The sequence below is a fragment of the Curtobacterium sp. AC272 genome (assembly GCF_979258155.1).
The window spans coordinates 3,556,701-3,582,474 of sequence record NZ_OZ409838.1; the positions used below are offsets into that span (position 1 = coordinate 3,556,701).

Consider the following 25,774-nt stretch of genomic DNA (forward strand, 5'->3'; position numbering starts at 1 on the left):
CGGGCGCCGGGTCCCGACGCCCGCTGGTGGGCTCGCCGCGGTGGTCGTCGCCGCCGCGGTCTGGGGGACCACCGGCACCGCGACGCACTTCGCCCCGGGCGTCCCCGCCTTCGTCTTCGGTGCCGTCACGTTCGGGATCGGTGGACTCGTGCTCGCCGCCGTCGCCGGACGCGGCACGCTCCGCGCCGTCGCCGAGCGTCGCACGCGGGGGTGGGCGCTGCTCGGCGCGGGGGCGCTCGTCGTCTACGCGGTCGCCTTCTACGCAGCCCTCGCCGACGCGGGCGTCGCCCTCGGCACCACCATCGCCATCGGGTCGTCACCCGTGTTCGCGGGGCTCGTCGAGTGGGTGTCGGACAGGAGGCCCGTCACCGGCAGGTGGATCATCGCCACCCTGGTGAGCGTGGCCGGCATGGTCGTCGTGACCCTGGCGCGGTCGGAACACGAAGGGGTGGTGGTGCGCTCGCGCTCGGGATCGCCAGTGCCCTGCTCGCCGGACTCACCTACGCGCTGTACTCGTGGGCGGTGGCGCGGGGCCTGCACGCGGCGGCCGGGGCGGTGTCGGTGCCCGGCGGGCCCGGGGTCGAAGCCGTCGCGGCGGGGCTGCCGAACGGCCGGGGGCTCGTCGGCGCCGTGTTCGGCATCGCTGCCGTGCCGCTCGTCGTGCTCGAGGTCGTCGCCGGCGCACCGTCCCTCGGCGAGGGCGGCAACTGGCCGGTGTTCCTGTACCTCGCGCTGGTGCCGACGGTCCTCGGGCACTCGCTGTACGCCGTGGGGTTGCGGTCCGTCGGTGCCTCGGTCGCGACCCTGGTGTCGTTGCTCGAGCCCGTGGTCGCGGCGGTGCTCGCCGTGCTCGTCGTCGGGGAGCACCTCGGCACGACGGGGTGGGTCGGCATCGCGCTCGTGGTGGCCGGGCTCGCCGTGCTCGCGGGGCCGGGGCGACGCCTGCGCTGACGCGCGTCATCGGCCGCCGCGGACGCTCACGCGCGTCAGTCGTCGGCGAGGATCTGGTCCCGCACCTTCCGCCGCAGCACCTTGCCGATCATCGAGCGCGGCAGGTCCTCGACCACGACGACCCGACGCGGCACCTTGTACGCCGCCAGCTGGTCACGCGCCCACGCCCGCAGCGCCGCGGCGTCGAACGAGGACGGGTCCTTCGGCACGACGGCGGCGACGACCTGCTCGTTGCCGCCCTGCGTGATGCCGACGACCGCGACCTCCTTGACGCTCGGGTGCTTGAGCAGGGCGTCCTCGACCTCGGACGGCGACACGTTGAAGCCGCCCGTGATGATGAGTTCCTTGAGCCGGTCGACGATCCGGACGTAGCCGTCGGCGCCGATGGCCACGATGTCGCCGGTGCGGAACCAGCCGTCGGGGTGAAGACCTCGTCCGTGGCCTCGGCCTTGCCCCAGTAGCCGCGGAACACCTGCGGCCCGCGGACCTGCAGCTCACCGGGCTCGTCGACGCCGAGCACCTTCGTGCTGTCGTCGGGGTCGACCACGCGGGCCTCGGTGGAGGACAACGGCAGCCCGATGGAGCCGAGGCGACGCTCCGGGGACACCGGGTTCGCCATCAGTACGGGGGAGCACTCGGACAGCCCGTAGCCCTCGACCAGGTACCCGCCGGTCCGGGCTTCCCACGGTTCGACGATGTCCTGCGACAGCGGCATGGCGCCCGAGATGCCGATCTCGATGCCCTCGAGCGAGACCTTCGCCGAGTCGGCGGCGTGCTGCAGTCGGGCGTAGATCGGCGGGACGGCGGGCAGGAACGTCGGCGGGTGCTTCTTGATCGCGGTGAGCACGAGCGCCGGGTCGAACGTCGGGAACAGCACGAGCCGCGAGGCCATGCTCATCGCGAAGGTCAGGCACAGCGTGAGGCCGTAGGCGTGGAACATCGGCAGCACCGCGTACACGACGTTGTCGCCCCGACGGATCTGCGGCACCCAGGCGCGGGCCTGTGCGGCGTTGGCCAGCAGGTTCCGGTGCGTGAGGACCGCGCCCTTCGGCGTGCCGGTGGTGCCCGAGGTGTACTGGATCAGGGCGATGTCGTCCGTCGACGGCCGCGGGTGGCGCTTCGACAGCTTGCGGGTGTGGACCAGGTCGTCCCACTTCGTCGTGCCGCGCACCGCGGTGGTGAGCTTCGCGCGGGACTCGCGGGCCTTCGCCACCGGCAGGGCCAGGGCGAGCCGGGTGCTGCGGGGCATCGCTCGGGTCAGAGTCGACCGACACGATCGCGTCGAGCTTCACGTCGGCGGGGAAGTCCTGCAGCGTCGCGACGGACTTGTCCCAGGCGATCGCGACCTTGGCGCCGTGGTCCTCGAACTGGTGGCGGAGCTCGCGCGGCGTGTACAGCGGGTTGTGCTCGACCACGATCGCGCCGAGGCGCAGGACCGCGTAGAACGCCACGATGTGCTGCGGGCAGTTCGGCAGCACGATCGCCACCCGGTCGCCGGCACCGACGCCGAGCTTGCGGAGGCCGTTCGCCGCGCGGAGGATCTGCTCCTGCAGGTCGGCGTAGCTGGTGGTCCGCTTGAAGAACTCGAGCGCGACCCTGCCCGGGAACCGTCGCGCCGATTCCTCGACCAGGTCGATCAGGGAACCGTGCTGTTCCTCGATGTCGTGCGGGACCCCCGGGGCGTACGAGGCAAGCCAGGGACGAGGCGTGTCGATGCTCACGCGTCCCAACCTAGCGGGCCACCCCGGCGCCCGCTGGGAGGCATCGGGGTGCACGAAGCCGAGCGCGCTCCCAGGGGGCGGACGGACGATGACGCCATGCCCTCCGTCTCCGATGCCTTCCGCTCCCGCCTCAACGACACGTTCACCGGTGGGGCGACGAGCAAGCCGGAGTGGATCGACGAACTCGAGGACGGCACCGACGCCGGCTTCTTCGGCCCCGGTTCCGCGACGTGGGCGGTGCACGGCGGCAAGCAGACGATCGTCGCCGGGGTCCGCGCACTCCTCGTGCAGGCCCTGCACCCGGGAGCCCTCGCCGGCGTCGCGGACCACTCCCGCTACCGCGAGGACCCGTTCGGTCGACTCGCCGGCACCATCCGGTGGATCTACACGGTCTCGCACGGCGACACCGCGACCGCCCGTGGTGCGAGCGAGTGGGTGCTGCGCCTGCACGAGCGGGTTCGCGGCCAGTACGTCGACGGCCACGGCATCGCACGCGACTACGCGGCCAACGACCCCGACCTGGCGCGCTGGGTGCACCTCGCCTTCACCGACGCGTTCCTCCGCGCCGCGCAGCGCTGGGGCGGCCCGATCCCCGGTGGTGCCGACGCCTACGTCCGCGAGTGGGCCACCGCTGGCCGGCTCATGCGCGTCGAGGACGCCCCGGAGTCCGAGGCCGAGCTCCGCGCACAGATGGACGGGTACCTCGACCGCGGCGAACTGGCCGTCACGGCCCGCACCCGCGACGTCGTCAAGTTCATCAAGAACCCGCCGCTCGCGCTGATGCTGCGGCCTGGCTACCAGGCGCTGTTCCAGGGGGCCGTCTCGACCCTCGACCCCCGCCACCGCTCGATGCTCGGCCTGCGGACCCCCGCGATCGGCCCCGTCGAACTGCCCGTCGGCCGGGCGACCGGACTCGTGCTCGACGGGATCGGCGGGGTGCTCGGCAACCAGACGGGGACCGAGCGCGCTGCGCTCGTGCGCATCGCGCGCCTCGAACGCGAGCGCGGCGCCGTCGCCTGAGACGACGGTTGTGTGCGGTGGAAGACGCCGCCGTCACGTCGAGACGCCGCCGGATCCGGCGGCGTCTCGACGCCGGAGCGGCGTCGCGCGGACACGACGGCGTGTGCTGACCCGACGGCGTGTCGCGTGCAGGAGACGCGTCCGAACGGCGGCCTGGAGGCGCGGTGCCAGCTGGCACCGCGCCTCCCGTCCGCTCATGGGAGCGTCAGAAACCGGACGGCACCCGGGGCGTGTACGCGGACTCGAGTCGCGTCACCTCGTCGTCGGTCAGCGTGATCGCGGCGGCCGCGACCGCGTCGTCGATGTGGTGCTCCTTCGTCGCACCGACGATCGGCGCGCTCACCGCGGGCTTGCCCGCGACCCACGCGAGGGCGATCTGCGCCATGCTCACGCCGCGGTCGCTCGCGATCGACTCGACGGCTCCCACGATCGCGCGGTTCGCGTCCTCGTCCTGGCGGTAGAGCGTCTTGCCGAACTCGTCGGTGCTCGCGCGCGAACCGGAGCCGTCGGCGTCCACGGCCGGGTGACCTTGCCGCGGGCGAGGGGCTCCACGGGATCACGCCGACGCCCGTCGCGTGCGCGAAGGGGTGCATCTCGCGTTCTTCCTCGCGTTCGAGCAGGTTGTACTGGTCCTGCATGCTGACGAAGCGGGTCCAACCGTGCAGGTCGGCGACGTGCTGCATCTGCGCGAACTGCCACGTCCACATGCTGCTCGCGCCGAGGTAGCGGGCCTTGCCGGCCTTGACGACGTCGTGCAGGGCCTCCATCGTCTCCTCGATCAGGGTCACCGGGTCGAAGCGGTGGATCTGGTACAGGTCGACGTAGTCCGTGCCGAGCCGGGTCAGCGAGGCGTCGATCTCGTGCATGATCGCGGCGCGGGAGAGCCCGGCGCCGTTCCGACCGGGCCGCATCCGGTTGAAGACCTTGGTGAGGACCTGGACGTCCTCGCGCGGGGCGAGTTCCTTGAGGAGCGTGCCGGTGATCTCCTCGCTGGAGCCGTCGGAGTACACGTTCGCCGTGTCGAAGGTGGTGATGCCGGCGTCGAACGCGCGACGGACGAAGGGGCGGGCCTCGTCGATGCCGACGCTCCACGCGTGCGAGCCGCGGTCGGGGGCGCCGTAGGACATCATGCCGAGGATCACGGTGCTGATCTCCGAGGCCGGAGGCGCCGAGGCGGGTGGTGGTGACTGCGTTGCTCGGCGCTGCGTTGGTCATGCGCTCACCTTGGCATCGCGGCCTGTGACGGCGAGCAGGCGGACCTGCAGCGGAGCGTCCTCGTCGACGTCGACCGGGGCGGCGTACAAGCCGGTGGCCGCGAGGTCCTCGATCTGCGGTTCGAAGTACTCCCACACCGCCTGCACGAGCTCGTCCGGCAGGGACTCGTCCGTGCCGGTCGCCCGTGCCAGGTCCCATGTGTGGATCGTGATGTCGCTGGTCTGCTCGGTCAGGTACTGGCCAGCCGGCACGACGTCGGTGCTGAGTGCACGGGGTGTCCTGCGGGGCGTTCCGCCACGCATCGGTCGCTGCGGTCGCGAAGCGCTGCCACTCGGACACGAGGTCGTCGCCGATGGACTCGAGGTCGGCCTCGGCCTGGGCGTAGTCGCACCCGGTGAGGAGCTTCGGGATCCAGCGCTGCTCGTCCACCACGTGGGTGACGAGGTCGCGGGTGGTCCACTCGGAGTCGGGGGTGGCGGCGTCCCAGTCCGTCACGGCGGCGACGCGGCGGCCGAACTCGGCTGCCGCGAGGGCCTGCATCGCGATCCAGTCGGTGGCCATGGTGGTGCTCCTGTTCGTCGGGCTGGCGTGCGGTGCGTGGTGCGGGTGGTGCTTGGTGCGGGTGGTGCGGGTGGTGCGGTTGGTGCGGGTGTGTCGTGCGTGTGTGTCGTGCGTGTGTCGTTGTAACTCGAGGGCGGGTGTGCGGATTCCCGTGCTTCGCGGGCGTGCCCCCGTCCGCTGCCCAACGCTACGCCGAGGAGCCCGGCCGAGCGGGCGAAATGCCGCGGCCGTGAGCGTACCCACCGGACGTTTCCGCCCGTTCACGCCCGCGCGGGGTTCGGTTCGCACTGCACTCGCTGACACCGGAGGGGCGTGCCAGGGCGTGGTCCCTGAGCGAGCGGGCGGAATGCCGGGGTCGAGTACGAGATGAGGCTGGTTTTTCGCCCGGTTGCGCTCGCGATGGCGCACCCGCTCGGGTTACAGCGGCGGGCAGTGGGCACGCGCGCACCCCCGAAGCCCGGCAGGGACGACGAACGCCCCGGCTCCGTGGGGAGCCGGGGCGGTGTCTCGGGTTCGGGTGGTGCTGTTCGGTGCCCTCAGTCAGGCAGCGAGACCGAAGGGACTCAGGCCGCCTGGAGGACGAACTGGACGTCGAGGTTGATCGTCACGTCGTTGCCGAGGGTGAAGCCACCGGCCTCGAGCGCTGCGTTCCAGTTCACGCCGAACTCGGTGCGGTCGATCTTCGTGGACGCCTCGGCGCCGAACTTGACCTGGCCGTAGCCGTCGGTCGTGAAGCCACCGAGCTCGGCCTTGAGGACGACGGGCTTGGTGACGCCGCGCAGGGTCAGGTCGCCAGCGATGTGCAGGTCATCGCCCTTGGCCTCGATGCTCGTCGAGCGGAAGGTGAGCTGCGGGTGCTCCTCGGTGAGGAAGAAGTCGCTCGTCTTCAGGTGCTGGTCGCGCTGCTCCTGGCCGGTGTTGATCGACGCGACGTCGATGTTCGCCTCGACGGTCGACTCGAGGGGGTTCTCGGCGGTGACGACGGTTGCGTCGAACGTCTCGAACTTGCCCTTGACCTTGCTGATCGCGAGGTGGCGGACCGAGAAGGTGACCTCGGAGTGGGTGGGGTCGATCTTCCAGGTGCCGGTCTGGTAGCCGGGGATGGTGGTGGCGGTGAGCGTCATGGTGGTCCTTCTTCCGAACGAGAGTCTGTGGTGCGACGCGATCCATGCGCCTGCATCAACCTGATACTACGCCAGTGTGCACCCTTTTGGTTGAAGCGTCAACCATTGTTCACTGAAGCGTCGCGAAGCGGTGGTCGTGCGGTGCGCGGAACCCGGCATGCAGGAGTCGTCTCACACGCTCTACGAACCGATCGACACCTCGGCCCACGTCGTCCGCAGTGGCCCGGACCAACCACCAGTCCACGTCCTTCAAGTGCTCACCGCGGGTGAGGTCCTTCCGGAAGGTGGCCGGGTCGGTGCGGTGGAGATCACTCTCATACTCGATCGCCACGCGTGCGGGGTAGGCGAGGGTCCACGCATGCGATCCACCTACCGTCCACGATCACGTCGTGGTTCAGGGCGGGTTCCGGGAGTCCACGGCGGACGAGGGCCAGCCGTGCCCTGGTCTCACCTGGGGAGCGTGAGCCCGGTCTGATCTCCGCGAGAGCGTGGCGCAGCTTCACGACGCCCCGGAGCCCGCGCCGCCGGCCGACGGCCTGGATGAGCTCGTCGAGCGTCGCCCATCCGAGCCACCCGACGAGGGCGTCACCCGCGATGATCAGTTCGTCGAGCGTCAACATCGTGCTCAAGGCGACGAACGTGTCCGCCGGGGCCGTCAGACGCACACCTCGGCTGTTGGTCGCGCTGACCCTGCCCTGGTGGGCGCGGTGTCCGACGGCGCCGCGGACACGGAGCGCCTGATCGACCCCGATCGTCGTGACGTGGAGCCGCGGTGTGCCCTCGAACCGGCGGGGGAGTGGGATGCCGAGGATCGCGGCGGCCGTGACGTGGCTGAACACCTGGTCGGGGCGCAGTCGAGGAGCCAGTGACCGGGCGCGTTCGGCGACGGTTCGTGGCAGAACCGCGGATCGGATGCCGTGGAACGGGCGGACGAGGTCACGTGCCTCGGGCGGCCGCGGGACACCCCTCGATGCAGTGCGTCACGGACGCGGAACGAGGCGTCCCGCAGCGTCAACGGGAGTCGGCGTCTGGCGGTCATCTCCACATCGTGGAGCCGAGCGGGCGCGACGGTGGTGCGTCGTGCCTCCTGTGTGGACGGCCTGCGATTCCGGCGCCTCTGTGGAGGAGTCGGCCCGCGGCCGAGCGGGCGAAACACCGGGGTCCGGCTGCGTGGCGACCGCGGCATTTCGCCCGCTCGCGGGGGCGCCCGCCGGCGCGGACCGCAGCGCTGCCCGCCGCCTTTCAATGCAGCGGTCGGGACCGTGAGGGCGGCGTCAGCTCGTCTGGTTCGGCGAGCCTGCCGCGGTCGCGACCTCGGCGACGACGCGAGCGGGCGTATTGCCCGGGTGCCGCCGTCGGGCACGCCGTCATTTCGCCCGCTCGCGGGACCCCCGCTCGCGGGACCCCGCTCGCGGCGGCCGACCGCACCGCACGCCGACCCACCCCCACCCGCCACCCCACCCACCGCGCGGCGGGCGGCAGGCACTCGCGGGGCCCCTCACGTGTCGGCGGGCTCCAGTAGCGTCGGGACCATGGAATTCAGGTACCTGGGCAACTCCGGACTCAAGATCTCCGAGATCACCTACGGCAACTGGCTGACGCACGGCTCGCAGGTCGAGAACGACGTCGCCTCCCAGTGCGTGCGGGCAGCGCTCGACGCCGGCATCACCACGTTCGACACCGCGGACACGTACGCCAACACCGCCGCCGAGACCGTCCTCGGCGAAGCGCTCAAGGGCGAGCGGCGTGCGGGGCTCGAGGTCTTCACGAAGGTGTACTGGCCCACCGGCCCCAAGCAGCACAACGACGTCGGCCTCAGCCGCAAGCACATCACGGAGTCGATCAACGGCTCGCTGACCCGCCTGCAGACCGACTACGTCGACCTCTACCAGGCGCACCGCTACGACCACGAGACCCCGCTCGAGGAGACCATGCAGGCCTTCGCGGACGTCGTCCGTCAGGGCAAGGCGCTCTACATCGGCGTCAGCGAGTGGAACGCCGAGCAGATCCGCGCCGGCGCAGCGCTCGCGAAGGAGCTCGGCTTCCAGCTCATCTCGAACCAGCCGCAGTACTCGATGCTGTGGCGGGTCATCGAGGGCGAGGTCGTCCCCGCCTCGAAGCAGCTCGGCCTGTCGCAGATCGTCTGGTCGCCCATCGCGCAGGGCGTGCTGACCGGCAAGTACAAGCCGGGTCAGCCGCTGCCCGAGGGCTCACGTGCCACGGATGAGAAGGGCGGCGCCGACATGATCAAACGGTTCATGCGCGACGAGGTCCTCGAGGCCGTGCAGCGCCTGCAGCCCGTCGCCGACCAGGCCGGCCTCACCCTCGCGCAGCTCGCGATCGCGTGGACCCTGCAGAACGACAACGTCGCCAGCGCCATCGTCGGTGCCTCGCGTCCGGAGCAGGTCACGGACAACGTCAAGGCAGCGGGCGTCACGCTCGACGCCGACGCGCTCGCTGCGATCGACGCGGCCCTGGGTGACCTCCCGGAGCGCGACGCGGCCAAGACCGTGTCGCCGGCGCAGCGTCCCGCCTGAGACGCGACCCACCATCAGACGGGAGGCCCGTGGCGACGCCGCCACGGGCCTCCCGTCCGCTTCTTGTTGACCTGCACAGACCGGTCCGGTCTGCACAGACCGGCCGTCCGTACCCCGGATGAACGGCACGTGTCGTGGAACTGGCAGATGCCTGGGTAAGCCCGTACCCCACCCAAACGGTAATCCGGTCACCCCCGAATCGGGGGCATGACCCGAACTGATACCCCCGTTCTGGTGTCACCCGACACCGGTACGGTGCCGACCGTGCGACCCGGCACGGTCTCGCGCCTGCTCGCCACCGCGAGGCAACTCGCGTCGTTCGGCACGATCGGTGCCGTCTGCTTCGTCATCGACCTGGGCATCTACAACCTGCTGCGCGCCACCGTCATGCCCGACGGTCCCATCGCCGCGAAGATCGTGTCGGCCGTCGTGTCGACCGCCGTGGCGTGGATCGGCAACCGCTTCATCACGTTCCGCGCCGAGCGCCAGACCGGCCGCCGCGAGACCGTGCGCGAGGGGCTGCTCTTCGCTGCCACGAACCTGGTCGGGCTCGGCATCGCCGCGGCCTGCCTGTTCGTCTCGCACTACGTCCTCGGGTTCACCTCGACCCTCGCCGACAACGTCGCCGGCAACGGCGTCGGCCTCGTGCTCGGAACCGCCTTCCGGTTCGCCGCGTACAAGGCCCTCGTCTTCCGTTCCACCGATGCTCGTCGCACGAAGGGCTCGCCGCATGACCATCTCCGCCACGCTGCTGACGGCCGCAGGGCCGCTGCTCCAGCCGAACGAGGGACCGCTCCGTCGAGCGTCCCGAACCGAGGGACCACCGACGTCCCGACCGGAGGCTCCGGTGCCGTCCAGCAGGCCGCGTGGTCGCTGGGTGAGTGGATCGGCTACTCCGCCCTCATCGCGATCTCCGTGCTGCTCACGATCGTCGCGCTGACGACCCTCTGGTGGATGCTGCACGCCTGGCGCTCGCGGGACGCGCTGAAGTCGACGAGCTTCAGCCAGACCCCGCGCCCGGCCGCGCACCGCTTCACCCTGCTGGTGCCCGGACGACACGAGCAGGAGGTCATGGGCCAGACGCTCGACATGCTCGCGAAGCAGGACCACCCCGACTTCGAGATCATCGCCATTGTCGGCGAGGACGACCCGGAGACGGACGCCGTCGTGCGCGCCGCCGCAGCCCGCCACCCCGAGCTGATCCGGGTGGTCGTCGACGACACCCTGCCGAAGAACAAGCCGAAGGCGATGAACCTGGCGCTGCAGTACGCGACCGGTGACGTCGTGGGCGTGTTCGACGCCGAGGACGAGGTCTACCCGCACCTGCTCACCCTGGTGGACTCGCGGTTCCAGGAGACCGGCGCCGACGTCGTCCAGGGCGGCGTGCAGCTGATGAACTTCAAGTCCAGCTGGTGGTCGCTCCGGAACGTCCTGGAGTACTACTTCTGGTTCCGCTCGCGCCTGCACTTCCACGCCGGCTCGAAGTTCATCCCGCTCGGCGGCAACACCGTCTTCGTGACGAAGGAGCGCCTCGACTGGTCGAACGGCTGGGACGCGCACTGCCTCGCCGAGGACTGCGAGCTCGGCGTCCGCCTGTCCGCCGACGGCGCGAAGGTCGTCGTCGCCTACAGCCCCGAGGCCGTCACCCGCGAGGAGACCCCGCCGACCTTCGCCTCGCTGCTCAAGCAGCGGACGCGCTGGAACCAGGGCTTCCTGCAGGTGCTCGGCAAGGGGGAGTGGAAGAAGCTGCCGTCGTTCCGTCAGCGCTTCTTCGCCCGGTACATGCTGACCATGCCGTTCATCCAGGCGGCCACCGGTCTGCTCATCCCGCTCAGCGTCCTGATGATCCTGTTCGTCAAGGTGCCGACGGCGATCGCCCTGGTGTCGTTCATCCCGGTGGCACCGACGCTCATGCTGCTGGCCGTCGAGGTCGTCGGCCTCAACGAGTTCGGTCGCATCTACAAGGAGAAGGTCCGGTTCCGCGACTACGTGAAGCTCGTGCTCGGTCTCGTGCCGTACCAGATCTTCCTCGCCGCAGCAGCCGTCCGAGCCGTCGTCCGCCACGCCAAGGGGCAGAACGGCTGGGAGAAGACGGAGCACACGGGCCAGCACCGGAACACTGAGCAGCCCGCTGAGGTCGTCGGCTTCGCGTCGGAGTTGACCGGGTCCGCGGGCGCGACGTCGTCTTCGTCTTCGTCTTCGTCTTCGTCTTCCGAGCGTGAGCTCGCCGGCACGACCACAGGAGGGACCCGATGACCGCCAGCATCACCAACACCACCGGCATCCCGATCCGCGGTGCCGTCGCCGGTGAGCACACCGGCATCGGCGCCTGGTTCCGCCGGCACGCCGCGAGCCTGACGTGGCTGCTGCCGGTCGTCGCCGTCACCGTCATCGTGCAGGCCTGGAACATGTCCGGCACCCCGCAGCGGATCGACGACGAGGGCACGTACACGGCGCAGGCCTGGGCGATCATGCACCTCGGCGAGATCACGCACTACACGTACTGGTACGACCACCCGCCACTCGGCTGGATCCAGATCGCCGGCTACACCGGCCTGACCGGGGCGTTCGCGCGCTACCCGTTCGCCGTCGAGGCCGGGCGCGAGGCGATGGTCTTCTTCTCCGCCGTCTCGAGCATCCTGTTGTTCGTCCTGGCCCGCCGCCTCGGTGCCGGCCGGATCACCGCTGCCGCAGCCGGACTCGTCTTCGCGCTGTCGCCGCTCGCCCTGCAGTACCACCGCACGGTCTACATCGACAACGTCGCGACGCCGTGGCTGCTCGCCGCGTTCGTCCTCGTCCTGAGCCGTCGTCAGCAGCTCGCCGGGTTCGCCGGCGCCGCTGCGTGCCTCGGCATCGCGGTGCTCTCCAAGGAGACGTACCTGCTCGCGCTGCCGTTCCTCATCTGGATGGCGATCCGTCGCGCCGACAAGAGCACGCGCCGGTACACGCTGAGCGTCGCCGGCGCCGTCCTCGTCATCATCGGCGGCGGGTACCTGCTGCTCGCCGCGGTCAAGGGCGAGCTGCTGCCGAGCAGCGGTCGGGTCAGCCTGTTCGAGGGCATCACCTACCAGCTCGGCTCGCGCTCGGCATCGGGTTCGCTGTTCGACCCGGGCAGCCTGGCCAACGCCGCCGCGTCGCAGTGGTGGGCGCTCGACCCGGTGTTCATCGTGCTCGGCTCGGCCGCCGCGGTCGTCGGGCTCTTCATGCGCCGGGTCCGTCCGATCGCCGCGATGCTCGTCTTCCTGCTCGCGATGATGTTCCGCCCGAACGGGTACCTGCCGGTGCCGTACGTCATCATGCTCATCCCCTTCGCCGCCCTGCTGGTCGCCTACACGGCCGAGCGTGCCGTCCTGGCGATCGCCGGTCGGGTCCGCACCCGTACCCGCCTCGGCGCCGGGACCCGTCGCGGACTCGGGATCACCTGGGCCGTCACCACCGCGGTCGCACTCGTCGTGGCGGTGCCGCTCTGGGGAACACAGCTTCGCGGCTTCGTCCTGGGCAACCTCGACCTGCCGATGCAGCAGGCCGAGCAGTGGGTCGGGGACAACGTCTCGAAGTCCTCCCGACTGCTGGTGGACGACGCCATGTGGGTCGACCTCGTCGAGGACGGCTTCGCCCGGAACAACGTGGTCTGGTACTACAAGCTCGACACCGACGGAGCCGTGGAGCGCCAGTCGCCCAACGGGTGGAAGGACTCGGACTACGTCATCACGACGGACTCCATGCGGACCGGCGGCAACTCGTCGTCCGACATCCGCCAGGCGATCGAGAACTCGACGGCCGTCGCGACCTTCGGGTCCGGCGACCAGCAGGTCGAGGTCCGACGCATCCACGCCGAGGGATCGACGGCCGCGCAGACCGCGATCACCCGGGCCAGCGACCTGCGGAAGACCATGGGCACCGAGCTGGCGTCGAACCCGGCACTCCGGGCCGACGACGGCACGAAGTCGCAGTTCCGCGCGGGTCAGGTCGACTCGCGAGCGATGATCGCGCTCGGCCAGGTGCTCGCCGACCAGGACGTCCGCGTCGACCGGTTCACCCCGCTCACGGGCGAGACCGGCCAGCCGTTCCGCACCGCCGTCCTGCACACGAGCGACGCTGCCTCGGCGGAGCGCGTGGCCGCCACCTTCGAGGCGATGCCCGATTCGTTCCGGCCGGCGTCGGTCGAGCGTGAGGGCGAACGCCTCACCGTCACCTACACCCCGGCGGACCCGACCACGACCGCGACGAGCGCCTCGTGACCCGCCGCCCTGCCGCCCCGTCCGCCGAGCGGTTCGCCGAGCAGTTCGCCGAGCGGGCGAAATGCCCGGGTGCTCCGGACGGCGACCCCGGCATTTCGCCCGCTCGCGGGGCGACGCGCGGCGACGCTCGCGGGGCGACGCGCGGCGACGCTCGCGGGGCGGCTCGCACCACCCGCACACGCGGGATCGCCGAGCGGGCGAAACACCGGGGTGCTCCGGACGGCGACCCCGGCATTTCGCCCGCTCGCGGGGCGGTCCGCGGGAACACCCGCAGCGACGCCCCCGGGAACGCCCGCAGCACCACCGCACAGAACTCGACCAGCACCACGACCCGAAGGAGCACGACCATGACCGCACACACCCAGCGACGCCGCACCGTCGTCGTCGGCGCACTCGCAGCGACCCTCGTCGCCGCGACCGTCGGACTCGCAGCGCCCCAGACCGCCTCCGCCGCCACCGCCGACGAGGGCTGGCTCCGCGTCGGCCACCTCTCGCCCGACACCAAGGGCGTCGACGTCGAGCTGTCCAGCCTGTCCGGCGGCAAGACGATCTTCGAGCTCGACGACGTCACGTACGGCCAGGTCAGCAAGTACCAGGAGCTCCCGGTCGGCACCTACGTGCTGTCGATGCGGGCCTCGGACGCCCCGGACTCGACGCCGGTGATCTCCACCGACGTCAAGGTCGACAAGGGCGACGCGAGCACGGTCGTCGCGTACGGCAAGAACACCGACCTCAAGACGACGGCGTTCACCGACGACCTGCAGCAGCCCGGCGACGGCAAGGCGAAGCTCCGGCTCGTCCAGGCCGCCACCACGGCGAAGCAGGTCGACGTGAGCACCTCCGAGGGCACCGCCATCGCCGAGGGAGCGAAGTTCGGCACCGCCACCAAGTACGCCACCGTCGACTCCGGCAAGTGGACGCTCGACGTCTCCGGCAGCGGCCAGCAGGGCACCGCCAGTGTCGACCTCGCGGGCAACACGGTCTCCACCCTGTTCGTCCTCGACGACAGCAAGGGCGACCTGACGGTCGTGCCGGTGACGGACGCCGCGGCCACCGCCGCGACCCCGACCGGTGGCGTGCAGACGGGTGGCGGCGGCGCAGCCGCCGACCGCCTGATGACGGAGGCCGTCCACGCGGCCATCGCGTCGCTCCGCTCGCTGTACCGCTGACGCCCTGGCCGGGAGGCACGGATCACGTGCGCCGACACGCGCACGTGATCCGGTCCTCCCCGTCCAGATCCTTCGTCACCATCCACGGAAAGGCAGGCCAGCATGACCCGCAGGACCTGGATACCCGTCACCGCCGCAGCGGCGGTGGTCGTCGCCGTCGGCGTCGCGCTCATCGCGGTTCGCCCGTGGGGGCAGGACACCGAGGCCTCGAGCGGCTCGGTCGCCACCCCGACCTCGACCAGCGCGCCCGACGCGGCACGCTCCCCGAAGGAGCTCCGCACGGAGTTCCTCGACCGGTACGTGCAGGACGGCCGTGTCGTCCGCACCGACCAGGGCGACGACACCGTCAGCGAGGGACAGGCCTACGGGCTGCTCATCGCCTTCGCGAACGGTGACCGCGACCGGTTCGACGACATCTGGAAGTGGACGAAGGCGCACATGCTGACCGACGACGACCTGCTCGCCTGGCGTTGGACGCCCGACGACGGTGTCGCCGACGAGCAGCCGGCGAGCGACGCCGACCTCGACGCCGCGCGGGCCTTGGTGCTCGCCGGCGACGCGTGGGGCGAGGACCGCTACACGGCAGCCGGCAAGCGCATCGCCTCGGCGATCCTGGAACACGAGACCGCGACCACGGAGCTCGGCACGATCCTGCTGCCCGGGCCGTGGGCGGACTCCGAGCCGTACCGGTACAACGCCTCGTACGCGTCGCCGGCAGCCTTCGCGGTGCTGGCGAAGGCCACGGGCGACGACCGCTGGACCGCGCTGAACCGTGGGTCCCGCGCGGCGACCGCGGCGGTGCTCGACGAGTCGCAGCTGCCGAGCGACTGGTCGCAGGTGCACGCCGACGGCACCGTCGACCCGATGCCCGCCACCGGTGGAGACCAGCGCGTGCTGTACGGCTACGACGCGATGCGGACGCCCGTCCGCTACGCCGAGGCCTGCTCCGCCGACGACCGCGCCCTGGCCGGGTCGCTCGCCCCGACCCTGCGTCGGACGACGCAGCTCGCGGCGCAGCTCGACCTGGGCGGCACCGCCGTGACCGGGGACACGAACGCCCTGGCGTACACCGCCCGGGCCGCCGCGGAGTACGCGGCCGGTTCCTCCGGTGCGGCTGCCGACGACCTCGAGCGTGCAGACCGGACGGCCGCCACCACGCCGACCTACTACGGGGACGCCTGGGCGGCACTCGGTTCGACCATGCTCACCTCGGACGTGCTCGGCGGCTGCGCGACGACGGCCGGAGGAGCATCGTGACCGGCCGACGGTCCGCCGGGCGCGGTTCGGTGTTCGGACGTCGTGGCGTGGTGATCGGGGCCGTGCTCGCCGCGGTCGTCGTGGGCGGCGGTGTCACCGGTGTGGCGCTCGCGTCGACCGTCGGCAGCGATGGGTCGGACGGGCGGGCCGGGTCGGCGCCGTCTGCTTCTGCGTCTGCCGGGTCGGGTTCTGCGGGGTCGGGCATCGAGGGGTTCCAGGACCCGGCGGCACCCGCTGCCCGATCCGCGGCGACCCCCGTCAGCGTCTCGATCCCCGCGATCGGCGTGCAGTCGAACCTCGAGGACCTGCACCGCGGCACGGCCGGCGAACTCGATCCGCCCGTCGACTGGGACAGCGCCGGGTGGTTCAGCGACGGCATCGTCCCCGGTGAGGTCGGCCCGGCCGTCATCGCCGGCCACGTCGACAGCCCGACGAGCGCCGCGGTGTTCTTCCGGCTCGACGAACTGGTCGCCGGCGACGAGATCCACGTCGCGATGTCCGACGGCAGCACCCGCACCTTCACCGTCGACCGCTCGGAACGCGCCGCCAAGTCGGCGTTCCCGACGAGCGACGTCTACGGCACCACCCCGACCCCCAGCTCCGACTGATCACCTGCGACGGCGTGTTCGACACCGCCACCGGGCACTACACGGACAACCTGATCGTGTTCGCAGACCTCTCGTCGGACTGACCCACCACCGACCGATACATTCGATGTGGAGCACGAGGAGCACCATGAGCGAGACCCTGGTCATCATCCCGACCTACGACGAGGCGGAGAACGTCCGTCCCATCGTCGAGCGCACGCTCGCCGCCACCGACGAGAACGTCCACGTGCTCGTCGTCGACGACAACTCACCCGACGGCACCGGTGACATCGCCGACGCCATCGCACGCGAGACCGACCGCGTGCACGTCATGCACCGCACGGTGAAGGACGGCCTCGGCGGCGCGTACCTGTCCGGGTTCGCGTGGGGCCTCGAGCACGGCTACGCCAAGCTCGTCGAGATGGACGCCGACGGCTCGCACCACCCCGAGTACCTGCCGTGGATGCTCGAGCTCGCGGACACGAACGACCTCGTGCTCGGGTCCCGCTGGATCAAGGGCGGCAAGGTGGAGAACTGGCCCTGGTACCGCGAACTGCTCTCCCGTGGCGGCAACCTCTACACGCGCCTGGCCCTCGGCATCGCTGTCCGCGACGCCACCGGCGGGTTCCGGGTCTTCACCTCGCGGGCGTTCGAGCGGATCGACCTGGCCGGCGTCGCGTCGAAGGGGTACTGCTTCCAGGTGGACCTGTGCTGGCGTGCCCTCGAGGCTGGCCTGCGCGTCGTCGAGACCCCGATCACGTTCACCGAGCGGGAGTTCGGTGTCTCGAAGATGAGCGGCAACATCGTGCGCGAGAGCCTGGCCCTCGTGACGAAGTGGGGCATCGACCGCCGCATCCGCGAGACCCGTTCCCTGGTCAAGGACCACCGGAAGCTGCCGTCCGTGCGCACGAACGCGCACGCCGTGGCCGACCACGCCGCCTGACCCGCTGGCCCACCGTTCGACGAGACTCGGGGTGGGCGACAGGACTCGTGCTGTGCAGCACGAAGACCGTCGCCCACCCCGAGTCTCGGTTCGGTGACAGCGCAGCGACTAGCGCAGCACGACCACGCCCCGCCCCCGGAACCGCACGCAGTCCGTCGCGACGTCGGCCGCTCCGAACCGGTAGAGCTCTTCGCCGGTGGCACCGGGGACCGGCACCTCGGCTGCGTCGTCGAGGAAGTTCACCACGACGTGCACGGGTGCCACGTCCGGTCCGAGCAGCCCACGCGTGAGCACCAGCCACCGCCGGTCCTCGCTGAACCGCACGGCGTTCGCCTCGTACCGGTGGTCGACGAAGGCCTGGTCGGTCCGGCGCAGGGCGACGAGCACCCGGTAGGCGCGCAGGATCACTGCACCCCGCTCGGAACTGACGTCGGCCCAGTCGAGCTTCGAGTTCGTGAACGTCGTCGGGTCCTGCGGGTCCGGCACGGCCGACTCGTCCCAGCCGTGCTCCGCGAACTCGCGGATGCGGCCCTCGGCCGTCGCCTTGCCGAGCTCGGGCTCCGGGTGCGAGGTGAAGAACTGCCACGGTGTCGTCGCGGCGAACTCCTCGCCCATGAACAGCATGGGCGTGAACGGACCCAGCAGCGTCAGTGCCGCGGCGATGACGAGGCCTTCGTCGTCGAGCGTCGCCGCCAGACGGTCGCCCGCCGCGCGGTTGCCGATCTGGTCGTGGTTCTGGTTCGTGACCACCAGGGCCGTCGCCGGGGAGGTCCCACGGTCGATCGGCTGCCCGTGGCGTCGGCCACGGAACGACGACCACGTGCCGTCGTGGAAGAACCCGTGGTCGAGCACCTTCGCGAGCGCCGACAGCGGTGCGAAGTCGGCGTAGTAGCCGTTCGTCTCGCCCGTCAGCGCCACGTGCACGGCGTGGTGGAAGTCGTCGGACCACTGTCCGGCGAGTCCGTACCCGGCGGCTTCCCGCGGGCGGAACATCACCGGGTCGTTGAGGTCCGATTCGGCGATCAGCGACAGTGGACGACCGACGAAGGAACCGTAGGCGTCCGTCTCGTCGGCCATCTCGGCCAGCACGTGCGGTCGGGTGGTGTCGCGGATCGCGTGCACGGCGTCGAGTCGGAGCCCGTCGACGTGGTGGTCGCGGAACCACATGCGCACGTTGTCGAGGACGTACCGACGCACCTCGGGGTGCTCGACGTTCACCGAGTCGCCCCACGTGTTCGCGAGCCCCGGCACCAGGTACGGCCCGAACAGCGGCAGGTAGTTGCCGCTCGGCCCGAGGTGGTTGTAGACGACGTCCTGGATGACGCCCAGGCCGAGTGCGTGCGCCGTGTCGACGAACCGGTCGTAGGCGTCGGGGCCGCCGTACGGGGCGTGCACCGCGTACCAGGCGACCCCGTCGTAGCCCCAGTTCCACTCGCCGTTCACACCGTTCACGGGCAGCAGTTCGACGAACTCGACGCCGAGCTCGACCAGGTGGTCGAGCTTCTGCGCCGCCGCGTCGAGGGTGCCCTCCGGCGTGTACGTGCCGACGTGCATCTCGTAGATCACGGCACCGCGGGCTGGACGTCCGGTCCACGACTCGTCGGTCCACGCGAAGCGCGCAGGGTCGACGACGGCGGACGTGCCGTGCACTCCGTCCGGCTGGAAGCGACTGCGGGGGTCGGGTCGCACCGCGTCGTCGTCGCCGAGGCGGAACCCGTAGCGGGCACCGACGACCGGCATGATCGCGTCGGTCGACCACCAGTCGTCGTCGCCCCGGGTCAGCGGGTACTCGACGTCGTCGACGACCAGCCGGACGCGGTCCGGCTCGGGCGCCCAGACGGCGTAACGGTCGGGTGCGGTCATGCGTGACCCTCCAGGATGTCGATCTCCGCTTGCGCGTCGGACTCGGTCGCCGGGGTGGTCCGGGCGGTCGACCGGGAGGCCCGTTCCGCGCCGGACGCGTCGGTCACCGTGTCGGCGTGGCCGGGTTCCCCGACCGTGGCGGCCGGCACGAGCAGCGCGACCGGGTAGGTGGTGAGCAGGTCCGCGAGGGCGATGCCCCGGCTGGCCGGGAAGGACCTGCCGGTGAGCAGGTCGACCCGGTCGACGGGGACGGCGTGCACGAGGGTGTCACCCCAGCCACCGACCCGTTCGAGGCCGATCGGCAGTCGCGTGGCGATCGTCACGGCACCGCCGCGGTCGAACGCGACGACGTGGTCCGCCGCGCTGCCCGTCGCCTCGAGGCCGAGGTACCGGGTGAAGAGCTCCGGGTGGTCGCGGCGGAGACGGAGTGCACGGGCGGTCACGAGGAGCTTCGCGGCGCCGTCGATCCCGATCGCCGGAAGGTCCTCGGGGCCGTCGTCGTCCGGGCCGTCGATCTCGGCGAGGACGTGGCGCCGTTCGGCGTAGTCCACGGCTCGGCGGTTGTCGGGGTCGACGAGGGACCGGTCCCAGAACTCGGTGCCCTGGTAGACGTCGGGGACGCCGGGTGCCGTGAGCTGCACGAGCTTCTGCGCGAGCCCGTTCGACCACCCCGCCGCGTCGATCCGTTCGTCGAGGGCATCGAGCACGGCCACCACGGCGGGATCGTCGAACGCTGCGTCGACGAGGGCGTGCATGCGCTCCTCGAACCCCGCGTCCGGCTCGGTCCAGGTGGTGCTGTCGCCGGCTTCGCGTGATGCCTTCTCGGCGTAGGCGTGCAGCCGCTCACGACTCGCGGGCCGGGCGCCGACGATCGCCTGCCAGAGGAGGTCCGCGAACACGCGGTCCTCGAGCGGGACGAGGGACTGCAACCGGTCGAGCGCGTCGGCCCACTCGCTGCCGAGCTCGGCCAGGACCGCGATGCGTGCGCGGGTGTCCTCGCTGCGCTTCGTGTCGTGGGTGGTGAGCGTCGTCATGGTGTGCGGCCAGCTGCCGAGGCGGTCGCGCTGCGCCTGGTGGAAGTCGGCCACGGACACCGCGAAGACGCTCGGGTCACCCCCGACCTCGCTCAGGGACGTCAGGCGCGATGTGCGGTAGAACGCGGTGTCCTCGACGCCCTTGGCCATCACCATGCCGCTCGTCTGCTGCAGGCGGATCGCGGCGGCGTTGTCCGGGTCGACGAGCGCCGGGGCGATCCGGTCGATGACGTCGTCGAGCTCGGGACGGGCCTCTGCCGCGCGTTCGAGCGACGCGATGAGGTGGTGCGCGCCCTCGGGCAGGTAGGTGCGGTACACGTCGAACGACGCCACGACCTCGGCGAGGGCGTCGACGAGCCGTTCGTGCGTGATCGCGTCCGCTCCGGCGGTGACCGGCGCGAGCAGTCGGGCGAGTCGCTCGACCTCGCTGCCGAGGATCCCGTCGGCGATGCCGCGGCGGGTGTCGTGCGTGAGCTGCTGCCAGTCGGCGGGCTCCGCGCCCGATGCCGCGGTCAGCGAGGGTTCGCCCGCGGGGTCGACGAGCACACGGTCCAGGACGCCGAGCGCGTCGTACCCGGTCGTGCCGTCGACCGGCCAGGAGCTCGGGAGCTCCTCGCCGGGTTCGAGGATCTTCTCGACGAGGGTGTACGCACCGCCGGTCAGCTCGGCGAGGTCCTGCAGGTAGCCGGCGGGGTCGTACAGTCCGTCCGGGTGGTCGATGCGCAGTCCGTCGACGAGGCCGTCGCGGAACCAGCCGCCGATGACGCCGTGCGACGCCGCGAACACCTCGGGTTCCTCGACCCGGATGGCCGCGAGCGTGTTCACCGCGAAGAACCGGCGGTAGTTCAGCTCGTGGTCCGCACGCTTCCAGTGCACGAACGCGTAGTGCTGCAGCGCGTGCACGGCCTCGACCGAGTCGCCCGGGTGGGCGGTGCCCGGCGCGGTCGGGTACGCGGTCTCGCCGACCCGGAGCACCGGGTGCTCGGCGTCGGACGTGTCGAGCGTCACCGCGTCGAGCAGCCGGTCGTCGAGGACCGGCACCCGGACCTTGCCGTCGCCGGCGTCCCAGTCGACGTCGAACGCCCAGGCGACGGGGAGCCCTGGCCGAGTTCGAGCAGGGACCACCACCACGGGTTGACCGCCGGGGTGGCGACCCCGACGTGGTTCGGGACGACGTCGACCAGCACGCCGAGCCCGACCGCGTGCGCGGCCTCGGCGAGGACCCGGAGAGCCTCGTCGCCGCCGCGGTCGGTGTCGACGTGCGTGTGGTCGACGACGTCGTAGCCGTGGTTCGAGCCGGGCTCCGACTGCAGGACCGGCGACAGGTACAGCCAGTCGGCCCCGAGGTCGTGCACGTAGTCGACGAGGTCGCGTGCGGCGGCCAGGTCGAAGTCCGCCGACACCTGCAGCCGGTACGTCGAGACGGGCACGCGACGCCCGGCCCCCGTCGTGCCGGTCGTCATCGCGCGGTGCCGCTCGGTGCGGTGGAACCGGCCGGGTTGGCCGGGGTGACGGCGTCCTGCGGGGACCGGGGCTCGGGGGCGCCGTCGTGGTGCTGCACCTCGACCGGGGTGACCGAGACCTCGTGGTTCGGCTCGGCACGCAGGACGATCATCGACCGCGCGGGCACGTCGAGCGGTGTGCCCGCCTCGACGATCTCGTCGCGGGCACCGGGCTCGGCGGTGTCGATGCGGACCGTCCAGCCGGGTGCGTACTCCTCGGGCGGCAGCGTGAAGGTCACGACGTCGTCGTGGGCGTTGAAGTACGTGATGAACGCCACGTCGGTGACGCGCTCGCCGCGGGAGTCACGCCCGCGGATGCCGTCGCCGTTCAGGTACATGCCGACGCTCTTGCCGAAACCGGAGTCCCAGTCCTCCGGCGACATGGCGTCGCCCTCGGGCGTGAGCCAGACCACGTCGGGCAGCGGCTCGTCCTGACCACGGCGCACCGGGCGCCCGTTGAAGTACCGGGTGCGGCGGAACGTCGGGTGGTCGTGGCGCAGCTTGACGACGTCGGCCGTGAACTGGACGAGGTCGTCGTCCGCGGTGTCCCAGTCGATCCAGCTGAGCTCGGAGTCCTGTGCGTAGACGTTGTTGTTGCCGGACTGCGAACGGCCGAGCTCGTCACCGTGGGCGATCATCGGCACGCCCTGGCTGAGGAGCAGCGTCGCCAGGAAGTTCCGGCGTCGCTGGAGCCGCAGGGCGTTCACGGACTCGTCGTCCGTCGGGCCCTCGGCGCCGGAGTTCCAGGACCGGTTGTGGCTCTCGCCGTCGTTGTTGTCCTCACCGTTGGCGTCGTTGTGCTTCTCGTTGTAGGCGACGAGGTCGTACAGCGTGAAGCCGTCGTGGGCGGTGATGAAGTTGATGCTCGCCTTGGGCGTCCGGCCGTCGTGCTCGTACAGGTCGGCCGAGCCGGAGATGCGCGAGGCGAACTCACCGAGGGTCGACGACTCGCCGCGCCAGAAGTCACGCACGGTGTCGCGGTACTTGCCGTTCCACTCGGACCACTGGGGCGGGAAGTTGCCGACCTGGTAGCCGCCGGGGCCGACGTCCCACGGCTCGGCGATGAGCTTGACCTGCGACACGATCGGGTCCTGCTGCACGAGCTCGAAGAACGCGGACAGCCGGTCCACCTCGTAGAACTCGCGGGCGAGCGCCGAGGCGAGGTCGAAGCGGAAGCCGTCGACGTGCATCTCGGTCACCCAGTAGCGCAGGGAGTCGAGGATGAGCTGCAGCGAGTGCGGGTGCCCGACGTTGAGCGAGTTCCCGGTGCCCGTGTAGTCCATGTAGAACTTCTTGTCGTCGTCCACCAGGCGGTAGTACGCCGCGTTGTCGATGCCGCGGAACGACAGCGTCGGCCCGAGGTGGTTGCCCTCGGCGGTGTGGTTGTAGACGACGTCGAGCACGACCTCGATGCCGGCGCGGTGGAGCTCCCGCACCATCGTCTTGAACTCCTGCACCTGCTGCCCCTGGTCGCCCGAGGACGAGTACGAGGAGTGCGGCGCGAAGAAGCCGATGGTGTTGTAGCCCCAGTAGTTCGACAGCCCCTTGTCCTGCAGGGTCGAGTCGTTCACGAACTGGTGCACCGGCATGAGCTCGAGCGTCGTGATGCCGAGTCGCTTCAGGTGCTCGATGACCGCGGGGTGCGAGACGCCGGCGTAGGTGCCGCGCTGCTCTTCGGGCACGTCGGGGTGGGTCTCGGTGAGGCCCTTGACGTGCGCTTCGTAGATGACCGTCTCGCCGTAGGGCGTGCGCGGTGCGCGGTCGCCCTGCCAGTCGAAGAACGGGTTGATCACGACGCCCTTCATCATGTGCGCCGCGGAGTCGTCGTCGTTCGTCGAGTCCGGGTCGCCGAACGTGTAGGCGAAGAGCGACTGGTCCCAGTCGATCTCGCCGCTCGTCGCCTTGGCGTAGGGGTCGAGCAGGAGCTTCGACGGATTGCAGCGTGCACCGCTGTCGGGGTCGTACGGGCCGTGGACACGGAAGCCGTACTCCTGGCCGGGGCCGACGTTCGGCAGGTAGGCGTGCCAGACGTAGGCGTCGACCTCGACGAGGGGGATGCACTCTTCGTTGCCGTCGGTGTCGAACAGACAGAGTTCGACGCGCTCGGCGACCTCACTGAAGAGCGCGAAGTTCGTGCCGCTTCCGTCGTAGGTCGCCCCGAGCGGGTACGGGTTGCCGGGCCAGGTGTGCAAACGGTCCTCCAGGTGATGGTCGCGCCAACATATCGGTGACACCCGTCCGCGTCCGCAGACAAGCACCAGCTGTGTACCCGTGCGCGCGTGGCCCGGCCTGTGGAGGAACGGGCGAGTAGCGTCGCGCGCATGGCCAACATCGTCACGCAGATCGCAGACAAGGTACGCCCGATCGGCGTCTCCACGAACTACGGAGACCCCGTCGAGGTCGGCGACCAGACCCTCATCCCGGTGTCCCTCGGCTGGTTCGGCTTCGGGGGCGGCGGGGACGACGAGAACGGCGGCGGCGGTGGCGGCGGCGCGTCGATCCCGGTCGGCGCGTACATCCGTCGCCCCGGCAAGGACCTCGAGTTCGAGCCGAACCTCATCTCGCTCGTCGCGGTGAGCATCCCGCTCGTCTGGGTGACCGGCACCGTGCTCCGCAAACTGGTGCGCGTCCTGAAGAAGTAGCGACACATCGGACGGGAGGCCCGTGGCGGACCCGCCACGGGCCTCCCGTCCGATGTGTGGTCGCGACCCGTCACGCGGTCGCGACCACGTCTAGACTGCTGGGACACACACGGGAGTCCGGGACCGCCGGGCTGAGAGGGAGCGAGTGGCGCTCCGACCGTCGAACCTGATCCGGATCATGCCGGCGCAGGGAGGAGTCCAGCACCATGTCTTCTGGCACGTCATCAACCGTCCACACCGCCCCGCGGCGATCGCTGCGCTGGCGGGTCGTCGACATCGTCGTCGCGAGCGTGCTCGCGGTGGCGCTCGGCGTCGTCTTCCGGCTGTGGGAGTTCGGCTACGAACCTATCAGCGCCGTCATGGACCTCGTCCTCCCGGGGACGAAGGCCCTGTTCGGCGGAGTGTGGTTGCTCGCCGGGCCGCTCGTCGCGATCGTCGTCCGCAAGCCCGGGGCCGCGCTCTACGGCGAGATGGTCGCCGCGTCCGTCGAGGCGCTGTTCGGCACGCAGTGGGGGTGGCTGACCCTCGAGGCCGGACTGGTCCAGGGACTCGGTGCCGAGATCGTCCTCGCACTCTTCCTGTACCGCGTGTACCGGCTGCCGGTCGTCGTCCTGGCGGGCGCGGCAGCCGGTCTCGCGCTCGGCATCAACGACACCGTGCTGTGGTACCCGGGTCTCGACGCCGCGTTCAAGGTCGTCTACGTCGTGTGCGCGATCGTGTCCGGTGCCGTCATCGCGGGCGCCGGCTCGTGGCTGGTCGTCCGCGCGCTCGCACGCACCGGTGTGCTGTCCTCGTTCGCTGCCGGCCGGGAGCACAGCCGGCGTCGGCCGCGCGAACTGGTGTGACGGTGTCCGCTCCGTCATCGACGTCCCCGGACGTCGTCGGCGTGCTCGCCGCGCGCATCGCGTTCCGCGACTGGGGGTGGCGCTACCCCGAACGCGCCGAGTGGGCGGTCCGTGGCGTCGACCTCACCGTCGAGCCGGGGGAGCGGGTCGCGATCGTCGGGCCGTCCGGCTCCGGCAAGTCGACGCTGCTCCGGGCAGTGGCCGCCGTGCTGCCCGACGAACCCGACCCCACCGACGACACCGCTGCTTCCGTGCAGGGCTCGGTCCTGGTCGACGGTGCCGACCCCCGCGCGGTCCGCGGGCGTGTCGGCCTCGTCATGCAGGACCCCGAGGCGCACACCGTGATGTCACGGATCGGCGACGACGTGGCCTTCGGGTGCGAGAACCTCGGCGTCCCGCGCGACGAGACCTGGGCACGGGTGCGGTCGGCGCTCGCGGTCGTCGGGCTCGACCTGCCGCTCGACCGGTCGACCGCGATGCTCTCCGGCGGCCAGCGGCAACGACTCGCACTCGCCGGGGTGCTCGCGATGCGTCCGGGAGCCCTCGTGCTCGACGAACCCTG

18 protein-coding genes, 4 pseudogenes and 1 riboswitch are annotated in these 25,774 nt (G+C 71.1%); of the genes and pseudogenes, 14 read left to right on the plus strand and 8 right to left on the minus strand.

Annotated features, from left to right (window positions below):
- Positions 1–40 precede the first annotated feature (40 nt).
- Both ACZZ0J_RS18305 and ACZZ0J_RS18310 read left to right on the plus strand, forming a co-directional pair.
- Positions 41–364: pseudogene (locus ACZZ0J_RS18305) on the plus strand (EamA/RhaT family transporter); the annotation flags it as partial.
- Positions 365–375: 11 nt separating this feature from the next.
- Positions 376–951 carry an EamA family transporter gene (locus ACZZ0J_RS18310; RefSeq protein ID WP_463437939.1) on the plus strand — a complete coding sequence of 192 codons (576 nt, stop codon included), beginning with the start codon at positions 376–378 and terminating at the stop codon, positions 949–951.
- 35 nt (positions 952–986) lie between these two features.
- On the opposite strand, the pseudogene ACZZ0J_RS18315 reads toward ACZZ0J_RS18310, so the two are convergent.
- Positions 987–2,672, minus strand: a pseudogene (locus tag ACZZ0J_RS18315) (long-chain-fatty-acid--CoA ligase).
- A 96-nt stretch (positions 2,673–2,768) separates the two neighbouring features.
- On the opposite strand from ACZZ0J_RS18315, the gene ACZZ0J_RS18320 reads away from it, so the two are divergent.
- Positions 2,769–3,692: an oxygenase MpaB family protein gene (locus ACZZ0J_RS18320; protein ID WP_463437940.1), complete on the plus strand. Its 924-nt coding sequence runs from the start codon at positions 2,769–2,771 to the stop codon at positions 3,690–3,692.
- 194 nt (positions 3,693–3,886) lie between these two features.
- On the opposite strand, the gene ACZZ0J_RS18325 is transcribed toward ACZZ0J_RS18320, so the two are convergent.
- The 4 genes from ACZZ0J_RS18325 to ACZZ0J_RS18340 form a co-directional block, all read right to left on the minus strand.
- Positions 3,887–4,834 carry an aldo/keto reductase gene (locus ACZZ0J_RS18325; protein ID WP_463437941.1) on the minus strand — a complete coding sequence of 316 codons (948 nt, stop codon included), beginning with the start codon at positions 4,832–4,834 and terminating at the stop codon, positions 3,887–3,889.
- A 69-nt stretch (positions 4,835–4,903) separates the two neighbouring features.
- Complete coding sequence (locus ACZZ0J_RS18330) at positions 4,904–5,209, minus strand: DinB family protein (protein WP_463437942.1); 306 nt, start codon at positions 5,207–5,209, stop codon at positions 4,904–4,906.
- Between the two features lie 822 nt (positions 5,210–6,031).
- The gene (locus ACZZ0J_RS18335; RefSeq protein WP_123340768.1) at positions 6,032–6,592 is read right to left on the minus strand and encodes a YceI family protein; all 561 of its coding nucleotides are present in this window, start codon (positions 6,590–6,592) and stop codon (positions 6,032–6,034) included.
- A 109-nt stretch (positions 6,593–6,701) separates the two neighbouring features.
- A complete protein-coding gene (locus ACZZ0J_RS18340; RefSeq protein ID WP_463437944.1) occupies positions 6,702–6,923 on the minus strand; it encodes a hypothetical protein in 222 nt (73 codons plus the stop codon).
- Positions 6,924–7,080: 157 nt separating this feature from the next.
- On the opposite strand from ACZZ0J_RS18340, the gene ACZZ0J_RS18345 reads away from it, so the two are divergent.
- The 8 genes from ACZZ0J_RS18345 (at position 7,081) to ACZZ0J_RS18380 (ending at position 17,326) form a co-directional block, all read left to right on the plus strand.
- A complete protein-coding gene (locus tag ACZZ0J_RS18345) occupies positions 7,081–7,461 on the plus strand; it encodes a hypothetical protein (RefSeq protein ID WP_463437945.1) in 381 nt (126 codons plus the stop codon).
- Positions 7,462–8,124: 663 nt separating this feature from the next.
- The gene (locus ACZZ0J_RS18350) at positions 8,125–9,129 is read left to right on the plus strand and encodes an aldo/keto reductase family protein (RefSeq protein WP_194648192.1); all 1,005 of its coding nucleotides are present in this window, start codon (positions 8,125–8,127) and stop codon (positions 9,127–9,129) included.
- Positions 9,130–9,393: 264 nt separating this feature from the next.
- The gene (locus tag ACZZ0J_RS18355) at positions 9,394–11,385 is read left to right on the plus strand and encodes a glycosyltransferase (RefSeq protein WP_463437946.1); all 1,992 of its coding nucleotides are present in this window, start codon (positions 9,394–9,396) and stop codon (positions 11,383–11,385) included.
- Positions 11,382–13,370 carry an ArnT family glycosyltransferase gene (locus tag ACZZ0J_RS18360; protein WP_194648189.1) on the plus strand — a complete coding sequence of 663 codons (1,989 nt, stop codon included), beginning with the start codon at positions 11,382–11,384 and terminating at the stop codon, positions 13,368–13,370. The genes ACZZ0J_RS18355 and ACZZ0J_RS18360 overlap by 4 nt, the downstream gene beginning before the upstream one ends.
- A gap of 347 nt (positions 13,371–13,717) precedes the next feature.
- Positions 13,718–14,539 carry a DUF4397 domain-containing protein gene (locus ACZZ0J_RS18365; protein ID WP_463437947.1) on the plus strand — a complete coding sequence of 274 codons (822 nt, stop codon included), beginning with the start codon at positions 13,718–13,720 and terminating at the stop codon, positions 14,537–14,539.
- Positions 14,540–14,641: 102 nt separating this feature from the next.
- Entirely contained in the window at positions 14,642–15,796 is a 1,155-nt protein-coding gene (locus ACZZ0J_RS18370; RefSeq protein WP_463437948.1) for a glycosyl hydrolase family 8, read from the plus strand.
- Positions 15,793–16,404: a sortase domain-containing protein gene (locus ACZZ0J_RS18375; protein ID WP_463437949.1), complete on the plus strand. Its 612-nt coding sequence runs from the start codon at positions 15,793–15,795 to the stop codon at positions 16,402–16,404. Before ACZZ0J_RS18370 ends, ACZZ0J_RS18375 begins: the two co-directional genes overlap by 4 nt.
- 127 nt (positions 16,405–16,531) lie before the next feature.
- Positions 16,532–17,326, plus strand: a complete 795-nt coding sequence (locus ACZZ0J_RS18380) for a polyprenol monophosphomannose synthase (RefSeq protein ID WP_123294027.1) — start codon at positions 16,532–16,534, stop codon at positions 17,324–17,326.
- Between the two features lie 108 nt (positions 17,327–17,434).
- Here the strand turns inward: ACZZ0J_RS18380 and treZ are convergent, their stop codons facing one another.
- The 3 genes and pseudogenes from treZ to glgX all read right to left on the minus strand — a co-directional run bounded on the left by treZ (position 17,435) and on the right by glgX (position 23,917).
- The gene (treZ, locus tag ACZZ0J_RS18385; RefSeq protein WP_463437950.1) at positions 17,435–19,189 is read right to left on the minus strand and encodes a malto-oligosyltrehalose trehalohydrolase; all 1,755 of its coding nucleotides are present in this window, start codon (positions 19,187–19,189) and stop codon (positions 17,435–17,437) included.
- Positions 19,186–21,686 (minus strand): annotated as a pseudogene (treY, locus tag ACZZ0J_RS18390) (malto-oligosyltrehalose synthase). Before treY ends, treZ begins: the two are co-directional and overlap by 4 nt.
- A complete protein-coding gene (gene glgX / locus ACZZ0J_RS18395; RefSeq protein ID WP_463437951.1) occupies positions 21,683–23,917 on the minus strand; it encodes a glycogen debranching protein GlgX in 2,235 nt (744 codons plus the stop codon). The pseudogene treY and the gene glgX overlap by 4 nt, the downstream one beginning before the upstream one ends.
- A gap of 129 nt (positions 23,918–24,046) precedes the next feature.
- Here glgX and ACZZ0J_RS18400 point away from each other — a divergent pair, with 129 nt between their 5' ends.
- The 3 genes and pseudogenes from ACZZ0J_RS18400 to ACZZ0J_RS18410 form a co-directional block, all read left to right on the plus strand.
- Complete coding sequence (locus tag ACZZ0J_RS18400; RefSeq protein WP_111086838.1) at positions 24,047–24,367, plus strand: hypothetical protein; 321 nt, start codon at positions 24,047–24,049, stop codon at positions 24,365–24,367.
- A gap of 99 nt (positions 24,368–24,466) precedes the next feature.
- Positions 24,467–24,578, plus strand: a riboswitch (TPP riboswitch).
- The gene (locus ACZZ0J_RS18405) at positions 24,574–25,212 is read left to right on the plus strand and encodes an ECF transporter S component (RefSeq protein ID WP_123294023.1); all 639 of its coding nucleotides are present in this window, start codon (positions 24,574–24,576) and stop codon (positions 25,210–25,212) included. It overlaps the preceding riboswitch by 5 nt.
- A 41-nt stretch (positions 25,213–25,253) precedes the next feature.
- Positions 25,254–25,718, plus strand: a pseudogene (locus ACZZ0J_RS18410) (ABC transporter ATP-binding protein); the annotation flags it as partial.
- Positions 25,719–25,774 lie beyond the last annotated feature (56 nt).